Origin of the sequence: Corynebacterium belfantii (assembly GCF_041898185.1) — a bacterium.
Lineage (GTDB): Bacteria > Actinomycetota > Actinomycetes > Mycobacteriales > Mycobacteriaceae > Corynebacterium > Corynebacterium belfantii.
The window spans coordinates 401,997-424,808 of sequence record NZ_CP157823.1; the positions used below are offsets into that span (position 1 = coordinate 401,997).

Here is a 22,812-nt window from a genome sequence, read left to right on the forward strand (position 1 = left end):
GAGGAGAATGACGGATGAGTGAAGAAAACAGCTTTGCAGAAGCCTTTGATGAGGCCGTACAGAACACGATTTCCGCTGAGGCTGAAGAAATCACCGCTGACGGTGAACTCGAAGTCGTGGAAGAAACTGCCCAAGAGGCAGATCTCATCGGCGGCGAGAAGAATGAAGACGCTGAGTACAAGGCGCGTCTGCGCAAGTACACCCGTGAGCTCAAGAAGCTCCCAGGTGCTTGGTACATCATTCAGTGCTACTCGGGATACGAGAACAAGGTAAAGACCAACCTTGATATGCGCGCCCAGACCCTCGAGGTTGAAGATTCCATCTTCGATGTCGTTGTTCCTATCGAGCAGGCAATCGAGCTTCGCGACGGAAAGCGCAAGCTGGTCAAGCGCAAGCTGCTGCCGGGCTACGTTTTGGTGCGTATGGACATCAATGATCGCTCATGGTCCGTTGTTCGCGACACTCCAGGTGTGACCAGCTTCGTTGGTAACGAGGGCAACGCCACCCCAGTGAAGCACCGTGACGTCGCTAAGTTCCTCATGCCTCAGGAGGCTACCGAGTCCGAGGCTGTTAACGCTGAGGGCGAGAAGGTCGTCGCAATGCCAACCGATTCCACCAAGCCAAAGACCGCTGTGGACTTCGAGGTTGGCGAGGCTGTCACCATTTTGTCCGGTGCTTTTGCTTCTGTTTCCGCAACCATTTCGGGCATCGACCACGAGAACGCAAAGATTCAGGCACTGGTATCGATCTTTGGCCGCGAAACCCCAGTTGAATTGGGCTTCGATCAGGTTGAGAAGATCAGCTAACATCCTGTAGTGTTGTTGCTCGCGTGTCTTCTCACACGTATTCATACATTTCCCGGTGGCCGAGTTACGTTTAGGGGCTCGGCATCCGGACAGCCACATAAGCTCCATCGCTTATAGGGCTGTTAACAAGGAAGAGGTAATTCGATGGCTCCGAAGAAGAAGGTCACCGGCCTTATCAAGCTGCAGATTCAGGCTGGACAGGCAAACCCTGCTCCTCCAGTCGGCCCAGCTCTTGGTGCTCACGGCGTGAACATCATGGAGTTCTGCAAGGCTTACAACGCTGCGACTGAGAACCAGCGCGGCAACGTGGTCCCAGTTGAGATCACCGTGTACGAAGACCGCTCCTTCGACTTCAAGTTGAAGACCCCACCTGCTGCTAAGCTGCTGCTCAAGGCTGCTGGCCTGCAGAAGGGCTCCGGTGTTCCTCACACCCAAAAGGTCGGCTCCGTGACCATGGATCAGATCAAGGAAATCGCACAGACCAAGATGGAAGACCTCAACGCTAACGACATCGAGAACGCTGCGCGCATCATCGCTGGTACCGCACGTTCCATGGGTATCGAGGTTAAGTAATCTCCCCCTTTGTGGCAGGGCCCGCTCCGGCCCGCACACCACACATCCGCTACTTTTAAGGATTAACAATGAGCAAGAACTCAAAGGCTTTCAAAGCCGCTGCTGAAAAGATCGACAAGGGTCGTTTGTACGCCCCACTCAAGGCTGCTGAGCTAGTCAAGGAGACTTCCTCCAAGAACTACGATGCAACCGTCGATGTCGCTATCCGCTTGGGCGTTGACCCACGCAAGGCTGACCAGCTGGTTCGCGGCACCGTCTCCCTGCCGAACGGCACTGGTAAGACCGTTCGTGTTGCTGTTTTTGCAGAAGGCGAGAAGGCTACCGAGGCACAGGCTGCAGGCGCAGACATCGTTGGCACCACCGAGCTGATCGAGCAGATCACCGCTGGCACCATCGAGTTCGACGTTGCTATCGCTACCCCAGATCAGATGGCTAAGGTTGGCCGCGTTGCTCGCGTCCTGGGCCCACGTGGTCTTATGCCTAACCCTAAGACCGGTACCGTTACCAACGACGTTGCTAAGGCTATCGCCGAGGTTAAGGGCGGTAAGATTTCCTTCCGCGTTGACAAGGCTTCCAACCTGCACGCGATCATTGGTAAGGCATCCTTCGACGCTGAGAAGCTGGCTGAGAACTACGGTGCTCTCCTCGACGAGATCAACCGCATCAAGCCTTCTTCCGCTAAGGGCATCTACGTGAAGAAGGTTACCCTTTCTTCCACCTCTGGCCCTGGTGTTCCAGTGGATCCTTCTATCCAGAAGAACTACACCCAGGCTTAAAGATTTGTCTCCCTGAGCTGCAGAGCAGTTCAAGCTCGGGGGGATTTTTCTATGATTTGTACTGTTACGGAATCGATGATAAGGTTCCACATCGAAGTTTGAATGATTTCAAGTTTCACCGAAGACCGTCGGTCAGCCATTAAGGCTCGAAGGATTCCTACGCGGAACGGCCCACGCAGGAGACACTGAAGAGTTCACAATCCTTTCGGATTATGTGCGCCTCGTGCTCTTGCACGGGGCTTTTTTGTTGGCTGATTGCTTTCATTGAAGTCTCGGCGGATCAGACAACAAAAGATATACATGAGGAAGGAGGCGAAGTAATGGCAAATCCAAAGAACACCCAGTCCCTCGCAGAGCTGAAGAATCGCTTTGCAGACATTGACTCTGTATTCGTCACGGAATACCGTGGCCTGACCGTTGCTCAGATCACTGAGCTGCGTCGTGCTCTGGGTTCTGATGTCCAGTACTCCGTCGCCAAGAACACCCTGATCAAGCTTGCTGCAAAGGAAGCTGGCATCGAGGGCCTTGATGATATCCTCACCGGTCCAACCGCTGTTGCCTTCATTAAGGGCGAGGCTGTTGATGCCGCTAAGGCTATGAAGAAGTTCGCTTCTGAAAACAAGGCATTCGTTATCAAGGGTGGCTACATGGATGGCAACGCTCTGAGCGCAGCTCAGGTCGATGCTATTGCCGAGCTTGACAACCGCGAGACCACTCTCGCAAAGCTTGCCGGCGCCATGAAGGGCAACTTGGCAAAGGCCGCTGGCCTGTTCAATGCTCCAGCTTCTCAGGTTGCACGCCTCGGCGCTGCACTCCAGGAGAAGAAGGAAGCGTAAAGCTCCACAACTTCACTAAATTTTTACCGAAAGGAACACCATTATGGCTAAGCTCACCAAGGACGAGCTCATTGAGGCTTTCAAGGAAATGACCCTGATCGAGCTCTCCGAGTTCGTTAAGGAATTCGAAGAGGTCTTCGAGGTTACCGCTGCTGCTCCAGTTGCTGTTGCTGCTGCAGGTGCTGCTCCAGCTGCTGCTGAAGAAGAGAAGACCGAGTTCGACGTTGTTCTCGAGGACGCAGGCGCTAAGAAGATCGGCGTTATTAAGGCTGTTCGCGAGCTCGTCTCCGGCCTGGGTCTGAAGGAAGCTAAGGAGCTCGTTGAGGGTGCTCCTAAGGCTATCCTCGAGGGTGCTAACAAGGACGACGCTGAGGCTGCAAAGGCTAAGCTCGAAGAGGCTGGCGCAAAGGTTACCCTTAAGTAATCTCTTGATTAAGCTCCCGTTCCACTCTGTGGGCGGGAGTTTTTCGTACCCCCTCGATAATGAAAATGATTGTGATGTGCACTAATATGCTTAGAGTTGATTTCATACATATTGGAGGCAGATTACGTGATCAGGGTGCGCTCACTTCTAGCGGTACTTGCGGTAGCAACGCTGAGTGCCTGCGCTGCACCTGTAGAACAGCATCATCGCACTGAGATAGTAGCAACCACTCCGATAGTTGCTGATTTAGTTCGTCACGTGGCAGGGGAGCGTGCAGAGGTAACCGCCCTCATGCCGCCAGGAGTTGATCCCCACACATATGAGCCGCGACTGCGTGCGGTACGCGACATTGCCAATGCTGATATAGCTTTTACCAACGGGTTGTTGTTGGAACCCCACAGCCTATCTACCACCATTGAAGAAGCATTGCCGGACAATGCTCCGATGGTTCCGCTGGCGGAGCAAGTTACCTCCTATGGTGGAAAACTCAAACCCCTAGTGGAAAACATTGCCCTCGACACCGTATGGCTGGGCATGCGCATTGTGGGTAAAGCGGACTCCGAAGTCGAGATCGTTACAGAGAAGATCGACGGCCCCGAGGATTCCAAAGCGACGGCCTACATTACCTCTACATTTGGTGTCCCAGAGCTTGTTTTTGATGAGGAAGGCGCCAACTACTTCCTACCTGCCGACGCCCACACTCACGTCTCATGGTCGTTTAGCAAGCCTGGAATGTATCACCTCACCTTCGCTGCGAAGGTGAAAGGGGAGCTCGTTGCACGCAATACCATAAATGTTGCCGTGGGTGTGGATGCTCCCAACGATGTGCTGGATGAAGGCCACGTCGATATTGCTGTAGATCTGGCGCACAAAAACATTATGCTGCGCGGCGATAGCCCCGATGGCACCAACATTGCCTATGACTACGATCCAGCAACCACCACGATCAGTGTTCCTAACGGCACCCTGCAACAGATTCCTGCGCAGTATCGTTTCATGGGTCGTCCAGGCGATGAGGTGTACCTGTTGCCCCAAGCGGTGCTCGGTAAGCACGTTCATGGTGAGGTAGATCCGCATGTGTGGCACAACATGGCTAATACGCGGGCCATGGTGGAGGCAATCTGCGACAAACTCAGTGAAGTCGATCCAGCAGGCGCACAAATTTATAGCGCCAATGCAGCTGTGTATATCGCTGAGATCGATCGCGTTAATAAAGAAGTGCGCACGACCTTAGATACCATTCCGAAAAAGAATCGGCATTTGGTGACTACTCACGACGGCTACTCCTACCTCGGGGATGCCTACGGATTAAGTATTGCAGGGTTTGTCAGCCCCAACCCGTCAGTGGAGCCGTCGCCACGCGACATCATTGCGTTGACGCGCACCTTGGAAAACCTCCATGTGCCTGCGGTGTTCATCGAACCGCAACTGGCGCTACGCGCCAACCACCTCACTGTTACCGCCGACAAACTCGGAATACAGGTATGCCGCATCTACGGTGACTCCCTCGACGACGAGGTTCCCACATATCTCGACTTTATGAAGTACAACGCGCATTCCCTCGCGCGGTGTCTCGGACAATCGGAAGGAAAATAAATGAAACGTATCGCCGCTGCACTCTGCGCTGCTTCTTTGCTCATCGCGCAGCCAGCATATGCCCAGCAAGATCCTGCCTTGCAGCAGCAGGTTTCCGAGACGGAAAGCATTGCGCCAGCAGGGGAGAAGGTTGTTATCGACCACGGGCACATCGATATCGGAGCGATCGAGGTCGATGGCGACTTCGATCTCCTAGCCCGTGATGACACAGAAGCACATCCCGTATGGCGACACCTCGACGATATGGTGTTTAAAGTATCCGATGCCGCATTACAAACCTTGCCAGAAGACAGCACCTTCGAGTTCACAGGTGCGAAAGCCGGCGACAAAGTTTATGTGGTGCCACAGTCACAAATTTCAGGTGTGCCATGGATCGGCTGGAACTCCCAAGCACCTAGCATCCAAAAAGTGACTGATCGCGGGGTTACCCTCGAGTTGGCAGGTTACCAAGGCCCTGGTCACTTTAGCTTGTTCCTGCAGGCAGGCGGCGTACAAAAACCCCAGGTGATCTGGGATGCTGATGAAAAAGGCGCGCAACCAATGTGGGTGGAGCTGAACACACATACCCATGCCAATTGGGTGTTTACTGAGCCAGGCGTGCACCAGGTTGCCGTTCGTTTGAAGCTGCCTCGCACAGATGGCACCGAGGTGGAAACCACTCGTGTATTGCGGTTTGCTGTTGGTGATGCCAGCGTTGCAGAAGCGCAAAAGGCTACATTTGATGGGGAGATGACTGCGTCGGAAAGTGGTGAAGAGCAGGCGAAGGGTAGCGCAAATATTGGATTGATCGCAGGCGGTGTGGTCGCTGTGATCGTCGTGATTGCTGGCGCTGCGGTGTTTATGAGCCGGCAGTCGGCACGTCGTCGCGCTGAGGCAAAGAACGTGGCCAATGGCTAAGGTTTTGCAATGTAGTGACCTCCGAGTGTCACTGAGCGGACGCGAGGTGGTCAAAGGGATCAATTTCAGCGTAGATGCTGGCGAATTTCTAGGACTGCTGGGGCCCAACGGTGCAGGTAAAACGACACTGATGCGGGCGATCCTCGGACTGATCCCCAGCCAAGGAAATATACACGTCGATGGTCGCATTGGGTATGTGCCACAGCGTCACGAGTTCGCGTGGGACTATCCCATCGACGTTTATCACACCGTGCTCAATGGTCGTGCGGGCATGATCGGATGGTTGCGACGCCCTAAGGTTGCAGACTTCGCGGCTGTCGACGCCGCCCTCGAGCAGGTTCGGCTGACGCACTTGGCCGATCGCCCCATCGGGGAACTATCGGGTGGACAGCGCCAACGCGTCCTCGTTGCTAGAGCGCTCGCCACAAAACCCCAATTGCTGCTTTTCGACGAACCCTTCACAGGCTTGGACAATCCCAGCACGGAATTGCTCCTTGGCCTTTTTGAGGAACTCGCCCAAGCGGGGAATGCCATCATGATGTCGACGCACAACCTGCCAGAAGCAATGGCCGCCTGTCACAGGGTGCTGTTGTTCAACGGGGAAGTGGTGGCAACGGGTGTGCCGTCGCAAATGTTGGAGGCACAACCGTGGAAGACCACTTTCCGTGTGGAAGATGAATCCCCCTTGTTGGCGTCGTTAGGCATAGGAAAGGCAAACTGAGGTGCTCACACCGATTGAATTTTTCCAAGATCTGGGCAACCCCGCGCTGGCTTTTTTGCCTAAAGCATTGCTGGTCGCGGTGTTGTCCTCCATCGTCTGCGGCGTGGTGGGCACGCATGTTGTGCTCCGCGGCATGGCCTTTATCGGCGACGCCGTATCACACGCAGTCTTTCCCGGTCTTGCCGTGGCATTCGCCCTACAGATCTCTGTGCTTGCTGGTGGCGCGGTCGCTGGTGTGATCGTAGCGATCCTTATCGCGGCATTTAGCCAGCGAAGGCGGCTCAAAGAGGACTCGATTATCGGTATCTTCTTCGCCGCGGCGTTTGCGCTTGGCCTGATTATCATTTCGCGGGTGGAAGGTTATACGGCGTCGTTAACCAGTTTCCTATTTGGTTCTATTACTGGTGTTCCGGATTCCGACGTGGTGATTGCGGCGATCGTCGGCAGCATTATCGTGCTCGTGCTGATCGTACTAACTCCGCAGCTTGTGGCGGTGTCCTTGGATCGTGAAACCGCGCGCACCATGGGCATGCCAGTGTTGCTTCTCGACCTCGTACTCTACCTCGCGGTGACCGCTGCGGTGGTCATCTCGATCCGCACGATCGGTAACATCCTCGTGCTGGCGCTGCTGATTACTCCCGCGGCGACGGCACGCATGCTTACAGACAAATTGAGCACTATGATGTGGCTGTCGGCGTTAGTTGGAGCTATTGGTTCGATCTTGGGGGTCTATTTATCTTGGGCTTTGGATTATCCCACAGGCGCAACTATGGTATTGGTTATCTTTTTCATTTTCCTTTGGTCTTGGATGCAATCATTGGGAACGATCAAAACTAAAAAAAAGGACTTCTACCATCATGGCTAAGGTCACTAAAGTCACGTCGATGCTGTGCTGTCTAGCAATAGCGTCTTTGAGTATGTTGTCAGTTTCAGCTAGTGAAGGTGCAGCTCTAGACGCAACTGGACATATAAAGGGGGAACCAGCATTTGGTGTGACAATTCCAAAAGAAACAACATACCGTGACTCTGATGGCAAAGAAGTTGCGCATCCATGCGTCGATCGTAAAATTGGTTATCAGGGGCATTTTGATGCTCTGTATGGTACCTACAACTATTCTGTCAAAGAGCCTGCGACAGGCTTGCCCAAGCTGGAACTCATGGCTGTTGACGGCCAGCAGGTAGTGCCGCAAGAGTCTTTATGCTTTCGCCTTCCTCCAGATGCTGGAACAGACGGTGAAGAACTATCGCGGATGCGAATTCCAGATGACGAAGAATTTAGCTTCTTGGGCAAACCTGGCAATATTGTATGGTACGCACCCCAGAACATTCCGTTCGCAAACGGTCATCGCCCTATTTGGGCAGGCTTAGGGGCTTTTGATCCCCACCATGAGCCTAACGGCAAGGACTCGATACCGGCGCATCTCGATAAATACATGTATTTTGAGTTGAAAGACTTTTCTGGTCCCGGTAAAATTGATGTATTTTTCAAAAATAATTCCCGGAAAGAAGTCGAGCGGGTTTTCTCAAGTGACGACGAAGAGTTAAAAACCATTAAATATGAGATGGGTGCACATGGGCATTTCAACTGGACTTTTTCTGAGCCTGGTATCTACGAACTTACGTGGGAAGCCTATGTAAAAAACGGAGCTTTCAAGGTAAAAACAGAGCCTGTGCGTCAAATATGGTTAGTTGGATCCGATGAGGAAGTGGGGCTTCCGAAAGGAACCACGACAAATCTCAATGAGATTACTAAGCCGCTTGTCAAAGATGCGACTAACGAACCACCTACGGCTCCTAGTGAAAAGAAAAAGCCTCAAGGTAAGTCTCGACCAGAGAAAGGCCACTCAGAGACATCGTCACGTTGTGCACTTGACGATTCTATAGATCGTGCTTGGAAGCTTACTGGAACTCCAAAAACTATTATCAACGATGGGCACATGGATTTAGCGCTAACTCGACCTGATAAAGAGTTTGTGACAGTAATTAATCGCGAAGGTAAGAAATACTCAAGTGGAGATGTGACGCTGGCGGTTCCAGATTCTGGTGGTGATCAAGGTGGTCCCCTCTTAAAGACCGATAGCTGGAAAGATCGTATCGAAGCACAAATTTCTGGTTCGTTGACTGACCAAGCGTGGGTGCTTCCCGAGTCACAGGATCACAAGCTTCCATGGGTTGGATTCTCAAATGAGGATTTGCCGTCAGACGCACTTCTAGCAGACTCTAAGATGACTGTATCTCTGAACAAGGTCGAACTGCCCCACGATGGCCGGATGCTTAGCTGGCATAACGGCATTTCTGGAATAGATTTGCTGACAGATACCGACGATCTATCGAAGAACTTGGAGTATGGACTCCACGCGCACGACCATCAGTCCATGCTTTTCACCAAAGAGGGTGCGTATGGTCTTGAGTATTCCTTTGATATCACCACAGCATCTGGAAAACAAGAATCTTATCCTCTGCATATTTCCTATCTAGTTGGCGATGCGACTATAGCTCGAGCCAAAGAGATTTTGGCTGGTGAAAAACTCACCAACAAAAGTGATAAGTGTCGCGAAGAGTTAAAACATACTACCAAAACCATTGGCGGTTCCTTGAAAAAGAAACCTCAAGAAAAAGAATCCAAGAAAGCGGCATCAGTCCAAAACAAGAGCGGAAAACACAATAAAGATACTGTTGGGTCTGAATCGGCGCGGAAGCGCCAGCAGCTCGCCGCAACAAGTGGCTCGGATACAAACGGTATCTATTCATTCCATGACGGTGATGTTCAAGAGGAAGCGGTAACTACCGCTGCTGAATGGCAAGAACTAGATACTTGGTGGACTCAGCTTTCTGCTTTGCTCGGAATTTTGGGCATATTGGGTGCTTTTGTTTTGTTCCGTAAAAGTATGCGAAATAACTAAACTTGAGTAGAGGTATTGTGAAAAGGTTCGTATATAAGCTATCTGCGCTTGGTCTGGTACTGGGGATATCGATTAGCGCTCCAGCAGCATGGGCGCAATCCCTAGTTTTAGAAACTGGGCACATAGATGCATTCAACGTAACCGCAGAAGACGGTGGATTAAAGCTCACTCTTAAAGAAGACGCTACTGGTCAGCATGTCCTTCATGATCCTCAGGATGTCATGCTGAAGGTCAAGCAAGAAGCTATGAATGAGGACGTAGCCAAAGTAGCTGAGATTGGCAAGCCTGGATACCTATTGCCAATGGCTCAAGACGCTGGGCTAATTTGGCCAGGATGGGATACACAAGGGGTTCGCGAAGGGGGCTTCAGCGCAATCGATATTAACTTCAATAAGGTGTCAGGTCCTGGTGAAGTTTATATGTTTAAAACTGGCTCTTTTGGAGGAACAGAAAGCCTGCTTGCAGGCGGTAATTACGAGTTGACCAGCGGCTCCTCGATCCACCAAGACCCACCATCTCACGTTCACACCAACTGGGTTTTCACTGAACCTGGTACATACACTATGTGTGTACAAGCTACAGGCAATGGATCTTCTTCCAACGTTGGAAAATACGTATGGCAAGTGGGTGATGGCGGTCCCAATAATGTTGCTGATTGCGACGGTACCGCGGCTCCAGTTGCTGCACCACCCTCAAAGGTAAAGTCGGCGTCTGCAACCTCTACAAAGAAGGCTGCGCCGGCGGCTAAGAAACAGCTTCCTGATACAGGCCCCAACTTTATGACGCTTTCCTTCATCGTTCTTGGCCTCGGGTTAATGGTATTCGGTGCCGGAATGGTTCGTTTGGTGCGTGCAGGACAGGCTGGGAAATAAGTTCGTGAAAAAATTTATCGCTTTAACGGTGATGCTGGCGTTCGGAATCACTCCGCAGGCATGGGCTGATCCCGCCACGCTTGATGATGTCACCGTGGTCAACACATGGGCTGACCGCACAGGGGATCAACATCCCCTTGCTGTCATTCGCGGTGGAGTGGTCACACTCAGCGATAAAAACAGCATTATTCAAGAAACTGATACTGAACTTATCGAACACACTTCTGCCGAGTTCGTGGTTGTAGTTCCCGACGCTGCCAAAACCAAAGACCAGCACTGGTCACTGCCGGCAGCTGGGGAACCGGAGGACTTGGTGCGCGATAAAATGACGCGCCTCGTATTTGAGACTTCAGAAGAAAATGCTCACGCACGCCTTGGAAAAATGAGTGGTCCTGGCACCATGAAATTTGACAAGCCAGTGGACATGGCCGCACCTGGAAGCTACGCCCAAGGGGTGGAATTTGAAAAGCCCGGCCTGTATGTCGCAGAGATCATCTTGAACAACCACTCGACAGTGTGGAAATTCTATGTCGGTGATGCGCCTGTAAGACCAGACTATGCGGGAATCAAACGCGGGCTTGCCGACGTCCAACAAAGCCTAAGGGAGCTGACCAAGGAAATAGAACAGGCTTCCACACCTCCTAGCGGTGTGGATACCGAGGAACCTGAAGCTGCCGAGCCGGCTCCTGTCGCAGCTCCTGTAATACCGCAGGAGAAGCCGCAGTCGCATTCCAAACCACAGCAAAAACCGTCGCACAAACCCAAAGAAGAGAAAGTAAAAGAGAAAAAACCGAAGGAAAAGACTAAAGAGAAAAAAGAGCCAAAAGAAGACAAGAAGCCAGAGCGTAAACCTGCCCCCAAGTCGGAGCGGGAGAGCACAACGCATGTGAAAAAAGCGGAAGAACAAGATGTTCGTACCGCAGCGGAATCAATACGCAAGCGCGGCTGGTGGTCTGGTTTTCTGCTTGGGCTAGGTGCTATGGCCATGGTGGGCGGCATCGTGTTCTTTAGTCAAGCCAAAAACATGAAGAAGTAGCAAGGTAAGATCTGAGTCTATGCTTCCCACGACTCGAATCCTGTCCGTACTACTACTCGGCTTAGGTGTTGCTCTGGTATCCGTGGGAATTTTAGCCCCGCGATGGGTCAATACCGATGCGCGGTTGCCACTCGACCTATCGCAGACCACTTTCACCCTCAAAGATGATCACGCACGTACACGGCTCATCAACGATGGGCGCGTGCTCGATGCTGGGGTTGTACGCCAGTTGCACATGGATATTTTGCCACCCACCGATGCCGATACCGCAACAGTGCGCATTGGAATGACTGATGCGAGGGAGAGCCGACAGGCAGACGTCGATCGCCTCATTCAAGCTTCCGTGTGGACGTACCCTCTCGACCGGCTCAGTGGCGAAGCACTAGCGCCTGCGACTGTGAGCGCGCAACTGGGAAGTCCGACCGAAAGTGTTCCGGTTGACGGTACCTGGCTGAAATTTCCTAGCGATGCCCAACAGACTACCTATGAGGTATTCGATCCGACTCTTCGAAGCGCAACGCCTGCCGTCTTTTCCGAGGAGATCGATCGGGACGGGCGGACAGTTTATCGATATAGCCAAGAGATAAAACCGACCAATGTGTCTGAGAAATACGCTTCGGTTTTTAACACGACGCAAAAAGATGAAAACTCGCTCTACCTGTATCATTCCGGAAATCGGCAGTGGTATGTGGACCAAATTTCGGGGCTTGTGGTTGACGTGGAAGAAAATATCGAGGATTATTTCGGTGATGCCGATGGCACGCGTCGTGAAGATGCGTTGATATTCCATGGGCGAATGAGCGAGGATGACAAAGCGGCGCTCTTTGAGCAGGCGTCCGCAGTGTCCGATGGCTCCGTAGCTCGAGTGCTCTACCGCGTGGCGCTCGCCGGCGGAGCGGTGCTGAGCGTCATCGGTCTGATGGGCGCGTTTCGCCGTCGCCCAGTTGCTTTACATTAGGGCACTTATGGTGTAAGCTAGGTCGTTGCGCTGGAGCCTAAATCCAGTTAGCATGTCGACCTTGATCAGTCCGGTGTAAAAAACCAATTTGACAAGGTCATTCCGTGCTATCTGGGTGTGAGAACTCCTCTGCAGACCGAATGCTCAATTACCAGCGGAAATGGTGGTCAATATTGCGGGGCCACCGCCGCGTGAGGTGCTGGAAGGACCCATCTTGGCAGTCTCCCGCCAGACCAAGGCCAACATTCTTGGGGCCCCCGAACGCAAGTCGTTCGCAAAGATTACGGAACCAATCGAGGTTCCGGGGCTTCTCGATATTCAGCTCAACTCCTTTGCATGGTTGATTGGTACGCCTGAGTGGCGCGCCCACCAGCAAGAAGAGCTGGGCGACTCGGTTCGCGTAACAAGCGGACTCGAAGACATCCTGGAGGAGCTATCTCCTATCCAGGATTATTCCGGAAATATGTCTCTGTCTCTTTCTGAGCCTCGCTTCGAGGACATGAAGAACACTATTGATGAGTGCAAAGACAAAGACATCAACTACTCTGCGCCACTGTATGTGACCGCAGAGTTCATCAACAACGAAACCCAAGAGATCAAATCGCAGACCGTATTCATCGGCGACTTCCCGATGATGACGGATAAGGGCACGTTCATTGTGAACGGTACCGAGCGTGTTGTTGTCTCTCAGCTGGTTCGTTCTCCTGGTGTGTACTTTGATCAGACGATCGATAAGTCCACCGAGCGTCCACTGCACTCCGTGAAGGTCATTCCTTCCCGCGGTGCATGGCTCGAGTTCGACGTGGACAAGCGCGACACCGTTGGTGTGCGTATCGACCGCAAGCGTCGTCAGCCTGTGACCGTCTTGCTCAAGGCCCTTGGTTGGACCACTGAGCAGATCACGGAGCGCTTCGGCTTCTCTGAGATCATGATGTCCACCCTCGAGTCCGACGGTGTATCTAACACCGACGAGGCTTTGCTGGAAATTTACCGCAAGCAGCGTCCAGGTGAGCAGCCTACCCGCGACTTGGCGCAGTCCCTGCTGGACAACTCTTTCTTCCGCGCAAAGCGCTACGATCTAGCAAAGGTGGGCCGTTACAAGGTCAACCGCAAGCTGGGATTGGGTGGCGACAACGAGGGCCTCATGACCCTCACCGAAGAAGACATCGCAACCACCTTGGAATACTTGGTACGCCTGCACGCAGGTGAAACCACCATGACGTCGCCAACCGGCGAGGTTATCCCAGTGGAAACCGATGACATCGACCACTTCGGTAACCGTCGTCTGCGTACCGTCGGCGAGCTGATCCAAAACCAGGTCCGTGTGGGTCTTTCCCGCATGGAGCGCGTTGTTCGCGAGCGCATGACCACTCAGGATGCTGAGTCGATCACCCCTACCTCGCTGATCAACGTTCGTCCAGTCTCTGCTGCCATCCGCGAGTTCTTCGGAACCTCGCAGCTGTCGCAGTTCATGGACCAGAACAACTCGCTGTCCGGTCTGACCCACAAGCGTCGTCTCTCCGCACTGGGCCCAGGCGGCCTGTCGCGTGAGCGCGCCGGCATTGAGGTCCGAGACGTTCACGCTTCTCACTACGGCCGTATGTGCCCAATTGAGACTCCTGAAGGTCCGAACATTGGTCTGATCGGTTCGCTTGCGTCCTACGCTCGCGTCAACGCCTTCGGCTTCATCGAAACGCCATACCGCAAGGTAGAAAACGGCGTTCTGACTGACCAGATCGACTACCTGACCGCTGATGAGGAAGATCGCTTCGTCGTCGCGCAGGCAAACGTTGAACACGATGCTGACGGCAAGATCACCGCAGACAGCGTGACCGTGCGTGTGAAGAACGGTGACATCCAGGTCGTCGCACCGGAATCCGTAGATTACCTCGACGTTTCGCCACGTCAGATGGTTTCTGTGGCAACTGCCATGATTCCATTCCTCGAGCACGACGACGCTAACCGTGCCTTGATGGGTGCGAACATGCAGCGTCAGGCTGTGCCACTCGTACGTTCTGAGGCACCATTCGTTGGTACCGGTATGGAGCGCGCAGCTGCCTACGATGCTGGTGACTTGATCATCAACAAGAAGGGCGGCGTGGTTGAAAACGTCTCCGCAGACATCATCACCGTGATGGCTGACGACGGAACCCGCGAAACCTACATCCTGCGTAAGTTCGAGCGCACCAACCAGGGCACCTGCTACAACCAGACGCCTCTGGTAAACATCGGCGATCGTGTTGAGGCCGGTCAGGTTCTCGCCGACGGCCCAGGTACACACAACGGCGAAATGTCCCTCGGACGCAACCTCCTCGTGGCCTTCATGCCATGGGAAGGCCACAACTACGAGGACGCTATTATCCTGAACCAGCGCGTGGTCGAAGAGGACATCCTCACCTCGATCCACATCGAAGAGCACGAGATCGATGCTCGCGACACCAAGCTGGGACCTGAGGAAATCACCCGCGAGATCCCGAACGTTTCTGAAGACGTGCTCAAGGACCTCGACGAGCGCGGTATCGTTCGCATCGGTGCGGACGTTCGCGGCGGCGACATCCTCGTCGGTAAGGTCACCCCGAAGGGTGAAACCGAGCTGACCCCTGAAGAGCGTCTGCTTCGCGCCATCTTCGGCGAGAAGGCACGCGAAGTCCGCGACACCTCCATGAAGGTGCCTCACGGTGAAACCGGTAAGGTCATCGGCGTTCGCCGCTTCTCGCGTGACGACGACGACGATCTCGCACCAGGTGTCAACGAGATGATTCGCGTCTACGTTGCCCAAAAGCGCAAGATCCAGGACGGCGACAAGCTCGCTGGTCGCCACGGCAACAAGGGTGTCGTGGGCAAGATCCTGCCTCAGGAAGATATGCCATTCATGCCAGACGGCACCCCAGTGGACATCATCCTGAACACCCACGGTGTGCCTCGTCGTATGAACATCGGCCAGGTGCTCGAGGTTCACTTGGGCTGGTTGGCTGCTGCCGGTTGGAAGATCGACACCGAAGACCCAGCAAACGCTGAACTGCTCAAGACCCTCCCAGAAGATCTCTACGACGTCCCAGCTGGTTCACTGACCGCAACCCCAGTGTTCGACGGTGCTACCAACGAGGAAATCGCAGGTCTCTTGGGCAATTCTCGTCCAAACCGCGACGGCGACGTCATGGTCGACGAAAACGGTAAGGCTACGCTGTTCGATGGTCGCTCCGGCGAACCATTCCCATACCCAGTGTCTGTTGGCTACATGTACATCCTGAAGCTGCACCACTTGGTTGATGAGAAGATCCACGCACGTTCCACCGGTCCTTACTCCATGATTACCCAGCAGCCACTGGGTGGTAAGGCACAGTTCGGTGGTCAGCGCTTCGGCGAGATGGAGGTGTGGGCAATGCAGGCATATGGCGCTGCCTACACCCTGCAGGAACTCCTGACCATCAAGTCTGACGACGTGGTTGGCCGCGTCAAGGTGTACGAGGCCATTGTGAAGGGCGAAAACATTCCGGATCCTGGTATCCCAGAGTCTTTCAAGGTGCTCCTGAAAGAGCTCCAGTCGCTGTGCTTGAACGTGGAGGTTCTCTCCGCAGACGGCACCCCGATGGAGTTGTCTGGATCGGATGACGACGAGTTCGATCAGGCCGGTGCCTCCTTGGGCATCAACCTGTCGCGCGACGAGCGTTCCGACGCAGACATCGCCTAACGCCAGGCAAGAAACTACAGAATCAGCACTAAACGAAAGGGAGTTACGTGATCGACGTCAACTTCTTCGACGAGCTTCGAATCGGCCTGGCCACTGCCGACGACATCCGCCGTTGGTCCAAGGGCGAGGTTAAGAAGCCGGAGACCATTAACTACCGCACCCTGAAGCCAGAAAAGGACGGCCTTTTCTGCGAGCGCATCTTCGGTCCCACTCGTGACTGGGAGTGTGCCTGCGGTAAGTACAAGCGTGTCCGCTACAAAGGCATCATCTGTGAGCGCTGTGGCGTTGAGGTGACCAAGTCTAAGGTGCGCCGTGAGCGCATGGGCCACATTGAGTTGGCTGCACCAGTGACCCACATCTGGTACTTCAAGGGTGTTCCATCCCGCTTGGGCTACCTGCTGGACTTAGCTCCAAAGGATCTTGAGCGCATCATCTACTTCGCAGCTAATATCATCACCAGCGTTGATGATGAGGCTCGCCACGCTGACCAGACCACTTTGGAAGCAGAAATGCTTCTGGAGAAGAAGGACGTCGAGGCGGACATGGAGTCCGAAATCGCCGAGCGTGCAGCCAAGCTGGAAGAAGACCTTGCAGAACTCGAAGCAGCCGGCGCTAAAGCCGACGCTCGCAACAAGGTCAAAAAGACTGCCGAGAAGGAAATGCAGCACATCCGCGAGCGCGCGGAGCGTGAGATCGACCGCCTTGAGGAGATCTGGCAGACCTTTATCAAGCTTGCTCCTAAGCAGATGATCATCGATGAAACCATCTACGAAGAGCTTGTTGACCGCTACGAGGATTACTTCACCGGCGGCATGGGAGCCGAGGCTATCCAGACCCTGATCCGCAACTTCGACCTCGACTCCGAGGCTGAAGAACTACGCGAGATCATCAACAACGGTAAGGGCCAGAAGAAGATGCGTGCCCTGAAGCGTCTGAAGGTTGTTGCAGCCTTCCAGCGTTCAGGTAACGATCCTGCTGGCATGGTTTTGGATTGCATCCCAGTGATCCCACCAGAGCTTCGCCCAATGGTTCAGCTCGACGGTGGCCGTTTTGCAACCTCCGACCTCAACGACCTTTACCGTCGTGTGATCAACCGCAACAACCGTCTCAAGCGCATGATTGAACTCGGTGCCCCTGAGATCATCGTGAACAACGAGAAGCGCATGTTGCAGGAGTCCGTGGACGCGTTGTTCGACAACGGCCGTCGCGGTCGCCCAGTCACCGGTCCTGGTAACCGTCCGCTGAAGTCCCTGTCTGACTTGCTCAAGGGCAAGCAGGGCCGCTTCCGTCAGAACTTGCTGGGTAAGCGTGTCGACTACTCCGGTCGTTCCGTTATTATCGTTGGTCCTCAGCTCAAGCTCCACGAGTGTGGTCTGCCTAAGCTGATGGCTCTGGAGCTGTTCAAGCCGTTCGTGATGAAGCGCCTCGTGGAAAACGACTACGCGCAGAACATTAAGTCGGCAAAGCGCATGGTGGAACGCCAGCGTCCAGAGGTGTGGGACGTCCTCGAAGAGGCAATTTCCGAGCACCCAGTGATGCTCAACCGTGCACCTACCCTGCACCGCCTGGGTATTCAGGCATTCGAGCCAAAGCTTGTTGAGGGTAAAGCAATTCAGCTGCACCCATTGGCATGTGAAGCCTTCAACGCCGACTTCGACGGTGACCAGATGGCAGTCCACCTGCCACTGTCCGCTGAGGCTCAGGCAGAAGCTCGCATCCTCATGCTGGCTTCGAACAACATTCTTTCCCCTGCATCGGGTAAGCCACTTGCCATGCCACGTCTGGACATGGTGACCGGCCTGTACTACCTGACCATGGACAAGGACGAAAACGAGATCGGTGGCCAGGGCGCATACACTCCAGCAACCGAAGAAGGACCAGCACAGGGCGTGTACTCGTCTTATGCTGAGGCTATCATGGCTCGTGACCGCGGCGTTCTTGGCCTGCAGGCTAAGATCAAGGTGCGTATTTCTCACCTGCGTCCACCAGTAGACATCGAGGCCGAGCAGTTCCCAGAGGGCTGGAACAAGGGCGATGTTTGGTTGGCAGACACCACCTTGGGTCGCATCATGTTCAACGAACTGCTGCCTTGGAACTACCCATACCTTGAAGGCGTGATGGTTCGTAAGGGTGGCGGCACCGGCAAGATCATGCTCGGTGACGTGATTAACGACCTCGCAGCAACCTACCCAATGATCACTGTCGCTCAGACGATGGACAAGATGAAGGATGCCGGTTTCTACTGGGCAACCCGTTCTGGCGTGACCATCACCATGTCTGACGTGCTCGTTCTTCCTAACAAGGAAGAAATCCTTGACCGCTACGAGGCCGAGGCACGCAAGATTGAGCGCAAGTACTGGGAGCAGGGTGCTCTGACCGAGCGCGAGCGTTACGATCGCCTCGTTGAGCTGTGGAAGGACGCTACCGACGAGGTTGGTAACGCCGTCGAGAAGCTCTACCCAGACGACAACCCAATTCCAATGATCGTGAAGTCGGGTGCTGCCGGTAACATGCGTCAGATCTGGACGCTTGCTGGTATGAAGGGCATGGTTGTGAACTCGAAGGGTGACTACATCACCCGCCCGATTAAGACCTCCTTCCGTGAAGGCCTGTCGGTTCTCGAGTACTTCAACAACTCCCACGGTTCCCGTAAGGGCCTGGCCGATACCGCTCTGCGTACCGCAGACTCCGGTTACCTCACCCGTCGTCTCGTCGACGTGGCACAGGACGTTATCGTTCGCGAAGACGACTGTGGCACCAAGCAGGGCATTCGTGTTCCTGTAGCCGTTGAGGTCAAGGACGCTGAAGGCAACGTGACCGGTTACACCGGACACAGCCTGATCGAAACCTCCGTGGCAGGTCGTGTGGCAGCTACCGCAGTCAAGGACGCCGAAGGCAACGTCATGGTCGAGCCAGGTGAGAACCTGACCGATCAGCTTATCGACGAGCTCATCGCCGCTGGTGTTAAGGAAGTCAAGGTCCGCTCGGTCTTGACCTGCCAGACCCCAACCGGTGTGTGCGCAAAGTGCTACGGCAAGTCCATGGCAACCGGCAAGCTGGTCGACATCGGAGAGGCAGTCGGTATTGTGGCTGCACAGTCGATTGGTGAGCCTGGTACCCAGCTGACAATGCGTACGTTCCACCAGGGTGGTGTCGGTGGCGACATTACCGGTGGTCTTCCTCGTGTTCAGGAGCTCTTCGAGGCTCGTGTTCCTAAGAACCGTGCACCGATCGCTTCTGTTGCAGGTACCGTCCACCTTGATGACGAAGGCAACTTCTACACCCTGACCATCAACCCAGACGATGGATCTGACGTTGTGGTCTACGAGAAGCTGTCGAAGCGTCAGGGCTTGGCAACTGTCCGCGTTCCAATGGAATCCAACCCAGGTGCCATGATTGAGCGCACCTTGGCCGAGGGCGACCATGTTGAGGTTGGCGACCGCCTGCTGCGCGGCCCTGCCGATCCACATGACGTACTCGAGGTTCTGGGGCGCCGTGGTGTTGAGCAGCACCTTGTCGACGAGGTGCAGGACGTCTACCGTGCCCAGGGTGTGGCTATCCACGATAAGCACATCGAAATCATCATTCGACAGATGCTGCGTCGCGGAACCGTCATCGAGTCTGGTTCCACCGAGTTCCTCCCAGGTACGCTGGTGGATCTGTCCGAGGCTAAGGCTGCAAACGCTGAGGCATTGGCAAACGGTGGCCAGCCAGCAGAGCTTCGCTCCGAGATCATGGGTATCACCAAGGCTTCCTTGGCAACCGAGTCGTGGCTATCCGCCGCATCGTTCCAGGAAACCACTCGTGTGCTTACCGACGCCGCTATCAACAAGCGCTCCGACAAGCTGATCGGCCTGAAGGAGAACGTGATCATCGGTAAGCTGATCCCAGCTGGTACCGGTATCTCTCGTTACCGCAACATCTCCGTGAAGCCAACCGAGGCTGCACGAAATGCCGCATACTCGATCCCAACATATGGTGATTCGATCTACGGTGATGATGGCTACGGTGAGTTCACCGGAGCTTCGGTTCCACTGGATGAGGCATACGACCTCTAAAACCGGCCGAACCCGCAATTTCGGTCTGTTATAGAAGCGCCGCCTAGCTTTCTAGGCGGCGCTTCTTTTTATAAGTTGGACAGTTGTGAATAAGCAGAAAAATATACTGTGGTTTACCGACTCTTCCGGTTTTAGAGTGCATTGATTAGTTCGCCGGGGGTTCGGGCGTGGCTGGCGTTGGTGGGCGTTGGTGGGCGCGCCACCCCCGCTCACCCCCGAAAAAGACGGCACTTCACACCAAATCTGCTCAAACGGCCGGTTTGGAAGCGATTTGGTGTGAAGTTCGGAGAAAAATCCTTCGAAATACCCCCGTTTAGTGGCTCTTCCGGTTTGAGAGTGCATTGATTGTGTGTCGGATGTTGGCGGCGTGGATCAGGCACCGCAAGATGTCTTTGCGGCGCTTGTTCATGGGCTTGCCTAGCTGCGCGATCTTAGCGATCCTAGGTGTCTTTCATACCAACAAGCGTGTCAATGAGTGTGCTCATGGCTTTGTTGGCTGCTTGCTTGTTGGTAGTAGCTCCCGATCTCTTGTAATGGTGCGTAGTCGTTGTCGAAGTCAAACAGTTTTTCAAGCCGTCCACGGGGCTTGTCACCGGCTAGGCGTACAACGTGGAACGGGTCTATGACTTGGGTGGCGTTGAAAATGACTTCGCCGGTGGCGGTGGCATAGCCTTGGAAGCTGTCCATTCTGGTGATTTTGACCTGATTATGGAACTTCGTTTTGATTATTCAGCCATGTTCGCGAACGCGTTAGTGTTTCTTTCTGGGGCAACGTCAAGAAGCTGGGCGGGGCGGATGACCTTGACCCCGTCGAGGTAGTGCTTGTCGTTGTAGATCACGTTGCGAATAGTGGCTAAGGCCAAGGCGTTGCAGGATCCAGTGGGGTCACCCTGTTAGTGGTCTTTGAATTGTCGGGCGCGCAGGCAAGGCCTGCACGTGGGGCATTCATTGATGGGCTCGGCTTCGATGATGGTAAATCCTGGTTCTGCGGTGCGGTAGATGGTATCGACGATGATATTTCCGTTAGGTTGCACAGTAGGTTCTTGGTTGTGGGTGGATGGTTTAGATACCCTTTTCCTGCAAAGTCAAGGACCCCAATATCTTGTGCGAGGGTGTCAGGTGTTTTGTGTGTGAGGCTCTGATCCAGAAGGAGTTTCACTGATAATGACTACCGTATCACCGAGGAAAGGTCATGACCCGAACAGGGTCAACGAGATCAGCGCTAAGCTGATGGAAAATCCGGAAATCGCCGAACTGATCGGCGAGTTGTCGACTTCCACCGATGATGCCAGCGACCTGGTCAAAGGTCTTTTGCAGGCATCGATCAACGCTGGTCTGCAGGCTGAAATGGACGCGCATCTGGGATACGCGCACTCTGATCGTACGGCGAAAGCCCAGCTGGGCACCCCGGATGGTGGCAATCACCGCAACGGGTCGTACACCAAAACCGTCAACTCTGGTTACGGCACCTTTGATGTGACTATGCCCCGGGATCGAGCTGGCACGTTTACGCCGCGGATGCTGCCTAAAGGCACCCGCCGTCTGACGGAGCTTGATGACATGATCATCTCCCTGTACGCCGGTGGGATGACCGTGCGCGATATTTGCCACCACCTCGCCACCACCCTCGGGGTGGATATGAGCCCAGATACGATCAGCACCATTACCGACGCGGTGTTAGAAGAGGTCATGATCTGGCAAAACCGCCAGCTCGACGAGTTCTACCCAGTGATCTTCCTCGACGCGCTGCGAGTGAAGATCCGCGATGGCCACCGCGTGGTCAACAAGTCTTGCTACATGGCGGTAGGCGTCGACATGGACGGCATCAAGCACATCCTGGGATTGTGGATCGCAGACAATGAAGGCGCCAGTTTTTGGGCATCCGTGTGCGCTGACCTTGCCAACCGTGGGGTCCAAGACGTGTTCATCGTCTGCTGCGACGGGCTCAAAGGCCTGCCGGAAGCCGTGGAGGCAACCTGGCCGAATTCCATGGTGCAGACCTGTATCGTGCACCTGATCCGGGCGGCCAACAGGTGGGTGTCCTACCAAGACCGCAAACCCGTATCAAGTGCGCTACGGGAGGTCTACACCGCACCGACCGAGGACACCGCCCGCGCCGCCCTGGACGCATTCGAGGCCAGTGAACTGGGCCGTAAATACCCGCAATCGGTCAAAGTCTGGCGCGACGCCTGGGACCGGTTTGTGCCATTTTTGCAGTTCCCGCCTGCGGCACGGCGGGTACTCTACACCACGAATTCGATCGAATCGCTCAATGCTCAACTGCGTAAAGCTACTCGTAACCGCGGCCAGTTCCCGAACGATACCGCGGCGCTGAAAACGCTGTGGCTGATGATCTGCAACATCGAGGACAAGCGCGCTGCCCAGCGAGCGAAGAAAGCGAAGCGCGCCATCGAATGCAACGGCTATATTGAAGGAGCGAAAGCCACCGGGTGGAAACAAGCCATCAACCAACTAGCCGTGGCTTACCCCGACCGATTCGCGGACTACTTGTAAACCAAGCCCCCCGCACACAAACAATCGGACACTCTCTCTTGTGCCACGCCCGAACCCCTCGGCGAGCTAATCAATGCACTCTAAAACCGGAAGAGCCGCTTTAGTAGCTTGTTGGTGTCGCGTAGCTTGTGATTTTACGACGGTAGCCTCG

Annotated in this window: 17 protein-coding genes and 1 pseudogene; 16 read left to right on the plus strand and 2 right to left on the minus strand. The window is 54.4% G+C overall.

What is annotated here, in order from left to right:
- Positions 1-14: 14 nt before the first annotated feature.
- The 15 genes from nusG to ABMV07_RS02240 all read left to right on the plus strand — a co-directional run bounded on the left by nusG (position 15) and on the right by ABMV07_RS02240 (position 20,147).
- Positions 15-806, plus strand: a complete 792-nt coding sequence (nusG, locus tag ABMV07_RS02170) for a transcription termination/antitermination protein NusG (protein ID WP_088266354.1) — start codon at positions 15-17, stop codon at positions 804-806.
- Positions 807-950: 144 nt separating this feature from the next.
- Complete coding sequence (gene rplK, locus ABMV07_RS02175; protein ID WP_088266353.1) at positions 951-1,379, plus strand: 50S ribosomal protein L11; 429 nt, start codon at positions 951-953, stop codon at positions 1,377-1,379.
- 68 nt (positions 1,380-1,447) lie between these two features.
- The gene (gene rplA, locus ABMV07_RS02180; RefSeq protein WP_088266352.1) at positions 1,448-2,155 is read left to right on the plus strand and encodes a 50S ribosomal protein L1; all 708 of its coding nucleotides are present in this window, start codon (positions 1,448-1,450) and stop codon (positions 2,153-2,155) included.
- 320 nt (positions 2,156-2,475) lie between these two features.
- Positions 2,476-2,991, plus strand: coding sequence for a 50S ribosomal protein L10 (rplJ, locus tag ABMV07_RS02185; RefSeq protein ID WP_088266351.1), 516 nt, complete (start codon positions 2,476-2,478; stop codon positions 2,989-2,991).
- A 43-nt stretch (positions 2,992-3,034) separates the two neighbouring features.
- On the plus strand, positions 3,035-3,415 hold the full coding sequence (gene rplL, locus ABMV07_RS02190) for a 50S ribosomal protein L7/L12 (RefSeq protein WP_004566663.1): 381 nt from the start codon (positions 3,035-3,037) through the stop codon (positions 3,413-3,415).
- Between the two features lie 126 nt (positions 3,416-3,541).
- On the plus strand, positions 3,542-5,011 hold the full coding sequence (locus tag ABMV07_RS02195; protein ID WP_374064998.1) for an anchored repeat ABC transporter, substrate-binding protein: 1,470 nt from the start codon (positions 3,542-3,544) through the stop codon (positions 5,009-5,011).
- Positions 5,012-5,908 (plus strand): choice-of-anchor M domain-containing protein, encoded by an 897-nt coding sequence (locus ABMV07_RS02200; RefSeq protein WP_088266349.1) that lies wholly within the window; start codon positions 5,012-5,014, stop codon positions 5,906-5,908. It begins immediately after the preceding gene.
- Positions 5,901-6,629 carry an anchored repeat-type ABC transporter ATP-binding subunit gene (locus tag ABMV07_RS02205; protein WP_196977253.1) on the plus strand — a complete coding sequence of 243 codons (729 nt, stop codon included), beginning with the start codon at positions 5,901-5,903 and terminating at the stop codon, positions 6,627-6,629. Before ABMV07_RS02200 ends, ABMV07_RS02205 begins: the two co-directional genes overlap by 8 nt.
- 1 nt (position 6,630) lies before the next feature.
- A complete protein-coding gene (locus ABMV07_RS02210) occupies positions 6,631-7,494 on the plus strand; it encodes an anchored repeat-type ABC transporter permease subunit (RefSeq protein WP_088266347.1) in 864 nt (287 codons plus the stop codon).
- A complete protein-coding gene (locus ABMV07_RS02215) occupies positions 7,487-9,532 on the plus strand; it encodes a choice-of-anchor M domain-containing protein (RefSeq protein WP_196981196.1) in 2,046 nt (681 codons plus the stop codon). The genes ABMV07_RS02210 and ABMV07_RS02215 overlap by 8 nt, the downstream gene beginning before the upstream one ends.
- 17 nt (positions 9,533-9,549) lie before the next feature.
- Positions 9,550-10,404: a choice-of-anchor M domain-containing protein gene (locus ABMV07_RS02220; RefSeq protein ID WP_196977255.1), complete on the plus strand. Its 855-nt coding sequence runs from the start codon at positions 9,550-9,552 to the stop codon at positions 10,402-10,404.
- 4 nt (positions 10,405-10,408) lie between these two features.
- A complete protein-coding gene (locus tag ABMV07_RS02225; RefSeq protein WP_196977256.1) occupies positions 10,409-11,440 on the plus strand; it encodes a hypothetical protein in 1,032 nt (343 codons plus the stop codon).
- Positions 11,441-11,459: 19 nt separating this feature from the next.
- A complete protein-coding gene (locus ABMV07_RS02230; protein ID WP_196977257.1) occupies positions 11,460-12,398 on the plus strand; it encodes a DUF3068 domain-containing protein in 939 nt (312 codons plus the stop codon).
- Positions 12,399-12,594: 196 nt separating this feature from the next.
- The gene (locus ABMV07_RS02235; RefSeq protein ID WP_174688202.1) at positions 12,595-16,089 is read left to right on the plus strand and encodes a DNA-directed RNA polymerase subunit beta; all 3,495 of its coding nucleotides are present in this window, start codon (positions 12,595-12,597) and stop codon (positions 16,087-16,089) included.
- 47 nt (positions 16,090-16,136) lie between these two features.
- Entirely contained in the window at positions 16,137-20,147 is a 4,011-nt protein-coding gene (locus ABMV07_RS02240; RefSeq protein WP_197689392.1) for a DNA-directed RNA polymerase subunit beta', read from the plus strand.
- A gap of 585 nt (positions 20,148-20,732) precedes the next feature.
- Here the strand turns inward: ABMV07_RS02240 and ABMV07_RS02245 are convergent.
- Together ABMV07_RS02245 and ABMV07_RS02250 are read right to left on the minus strand one after the other, a co-directional pair.
- Positions 20,733-21,010, minus strand: a pseudogene (locus ABMV07_RS02245) (transposase); the annotation flags it as partial.
- A gap of 30 nt (positions 21,011-21,040) precedes the next feature.
- A complete protein-coding gene (locus ABMV07_RS02250) occupies positions 21,041-21,181 on the minus strand; it encodes a hypothetical protein (RefSeq protein WP_197692111.1) in 141 nt (46 codons plus the stop codon).
- A gap of 130 nt (positions 21,182-21,311) precedes the next feature.
- Between ABMV07_RS02250 and ABMV07_RS02255 the strand changes: the two genes are divergently transcribed.
- The gene (locus tag ABMV07_RS02255) at positions 21,312-22,661 is read left to right on the plus strand and encodes an IS256-like element IS1132 family transposase (protein ID WP_374064840.1); all 1,350 of its coding nucleotides are present in this window, start codon (positions 21,312-21,314) and stop codon (positions 22,659-22,661) included.
- The last annotated feature ends 151 nt before the right edge of the window (positions 22,662-22,812 follow it).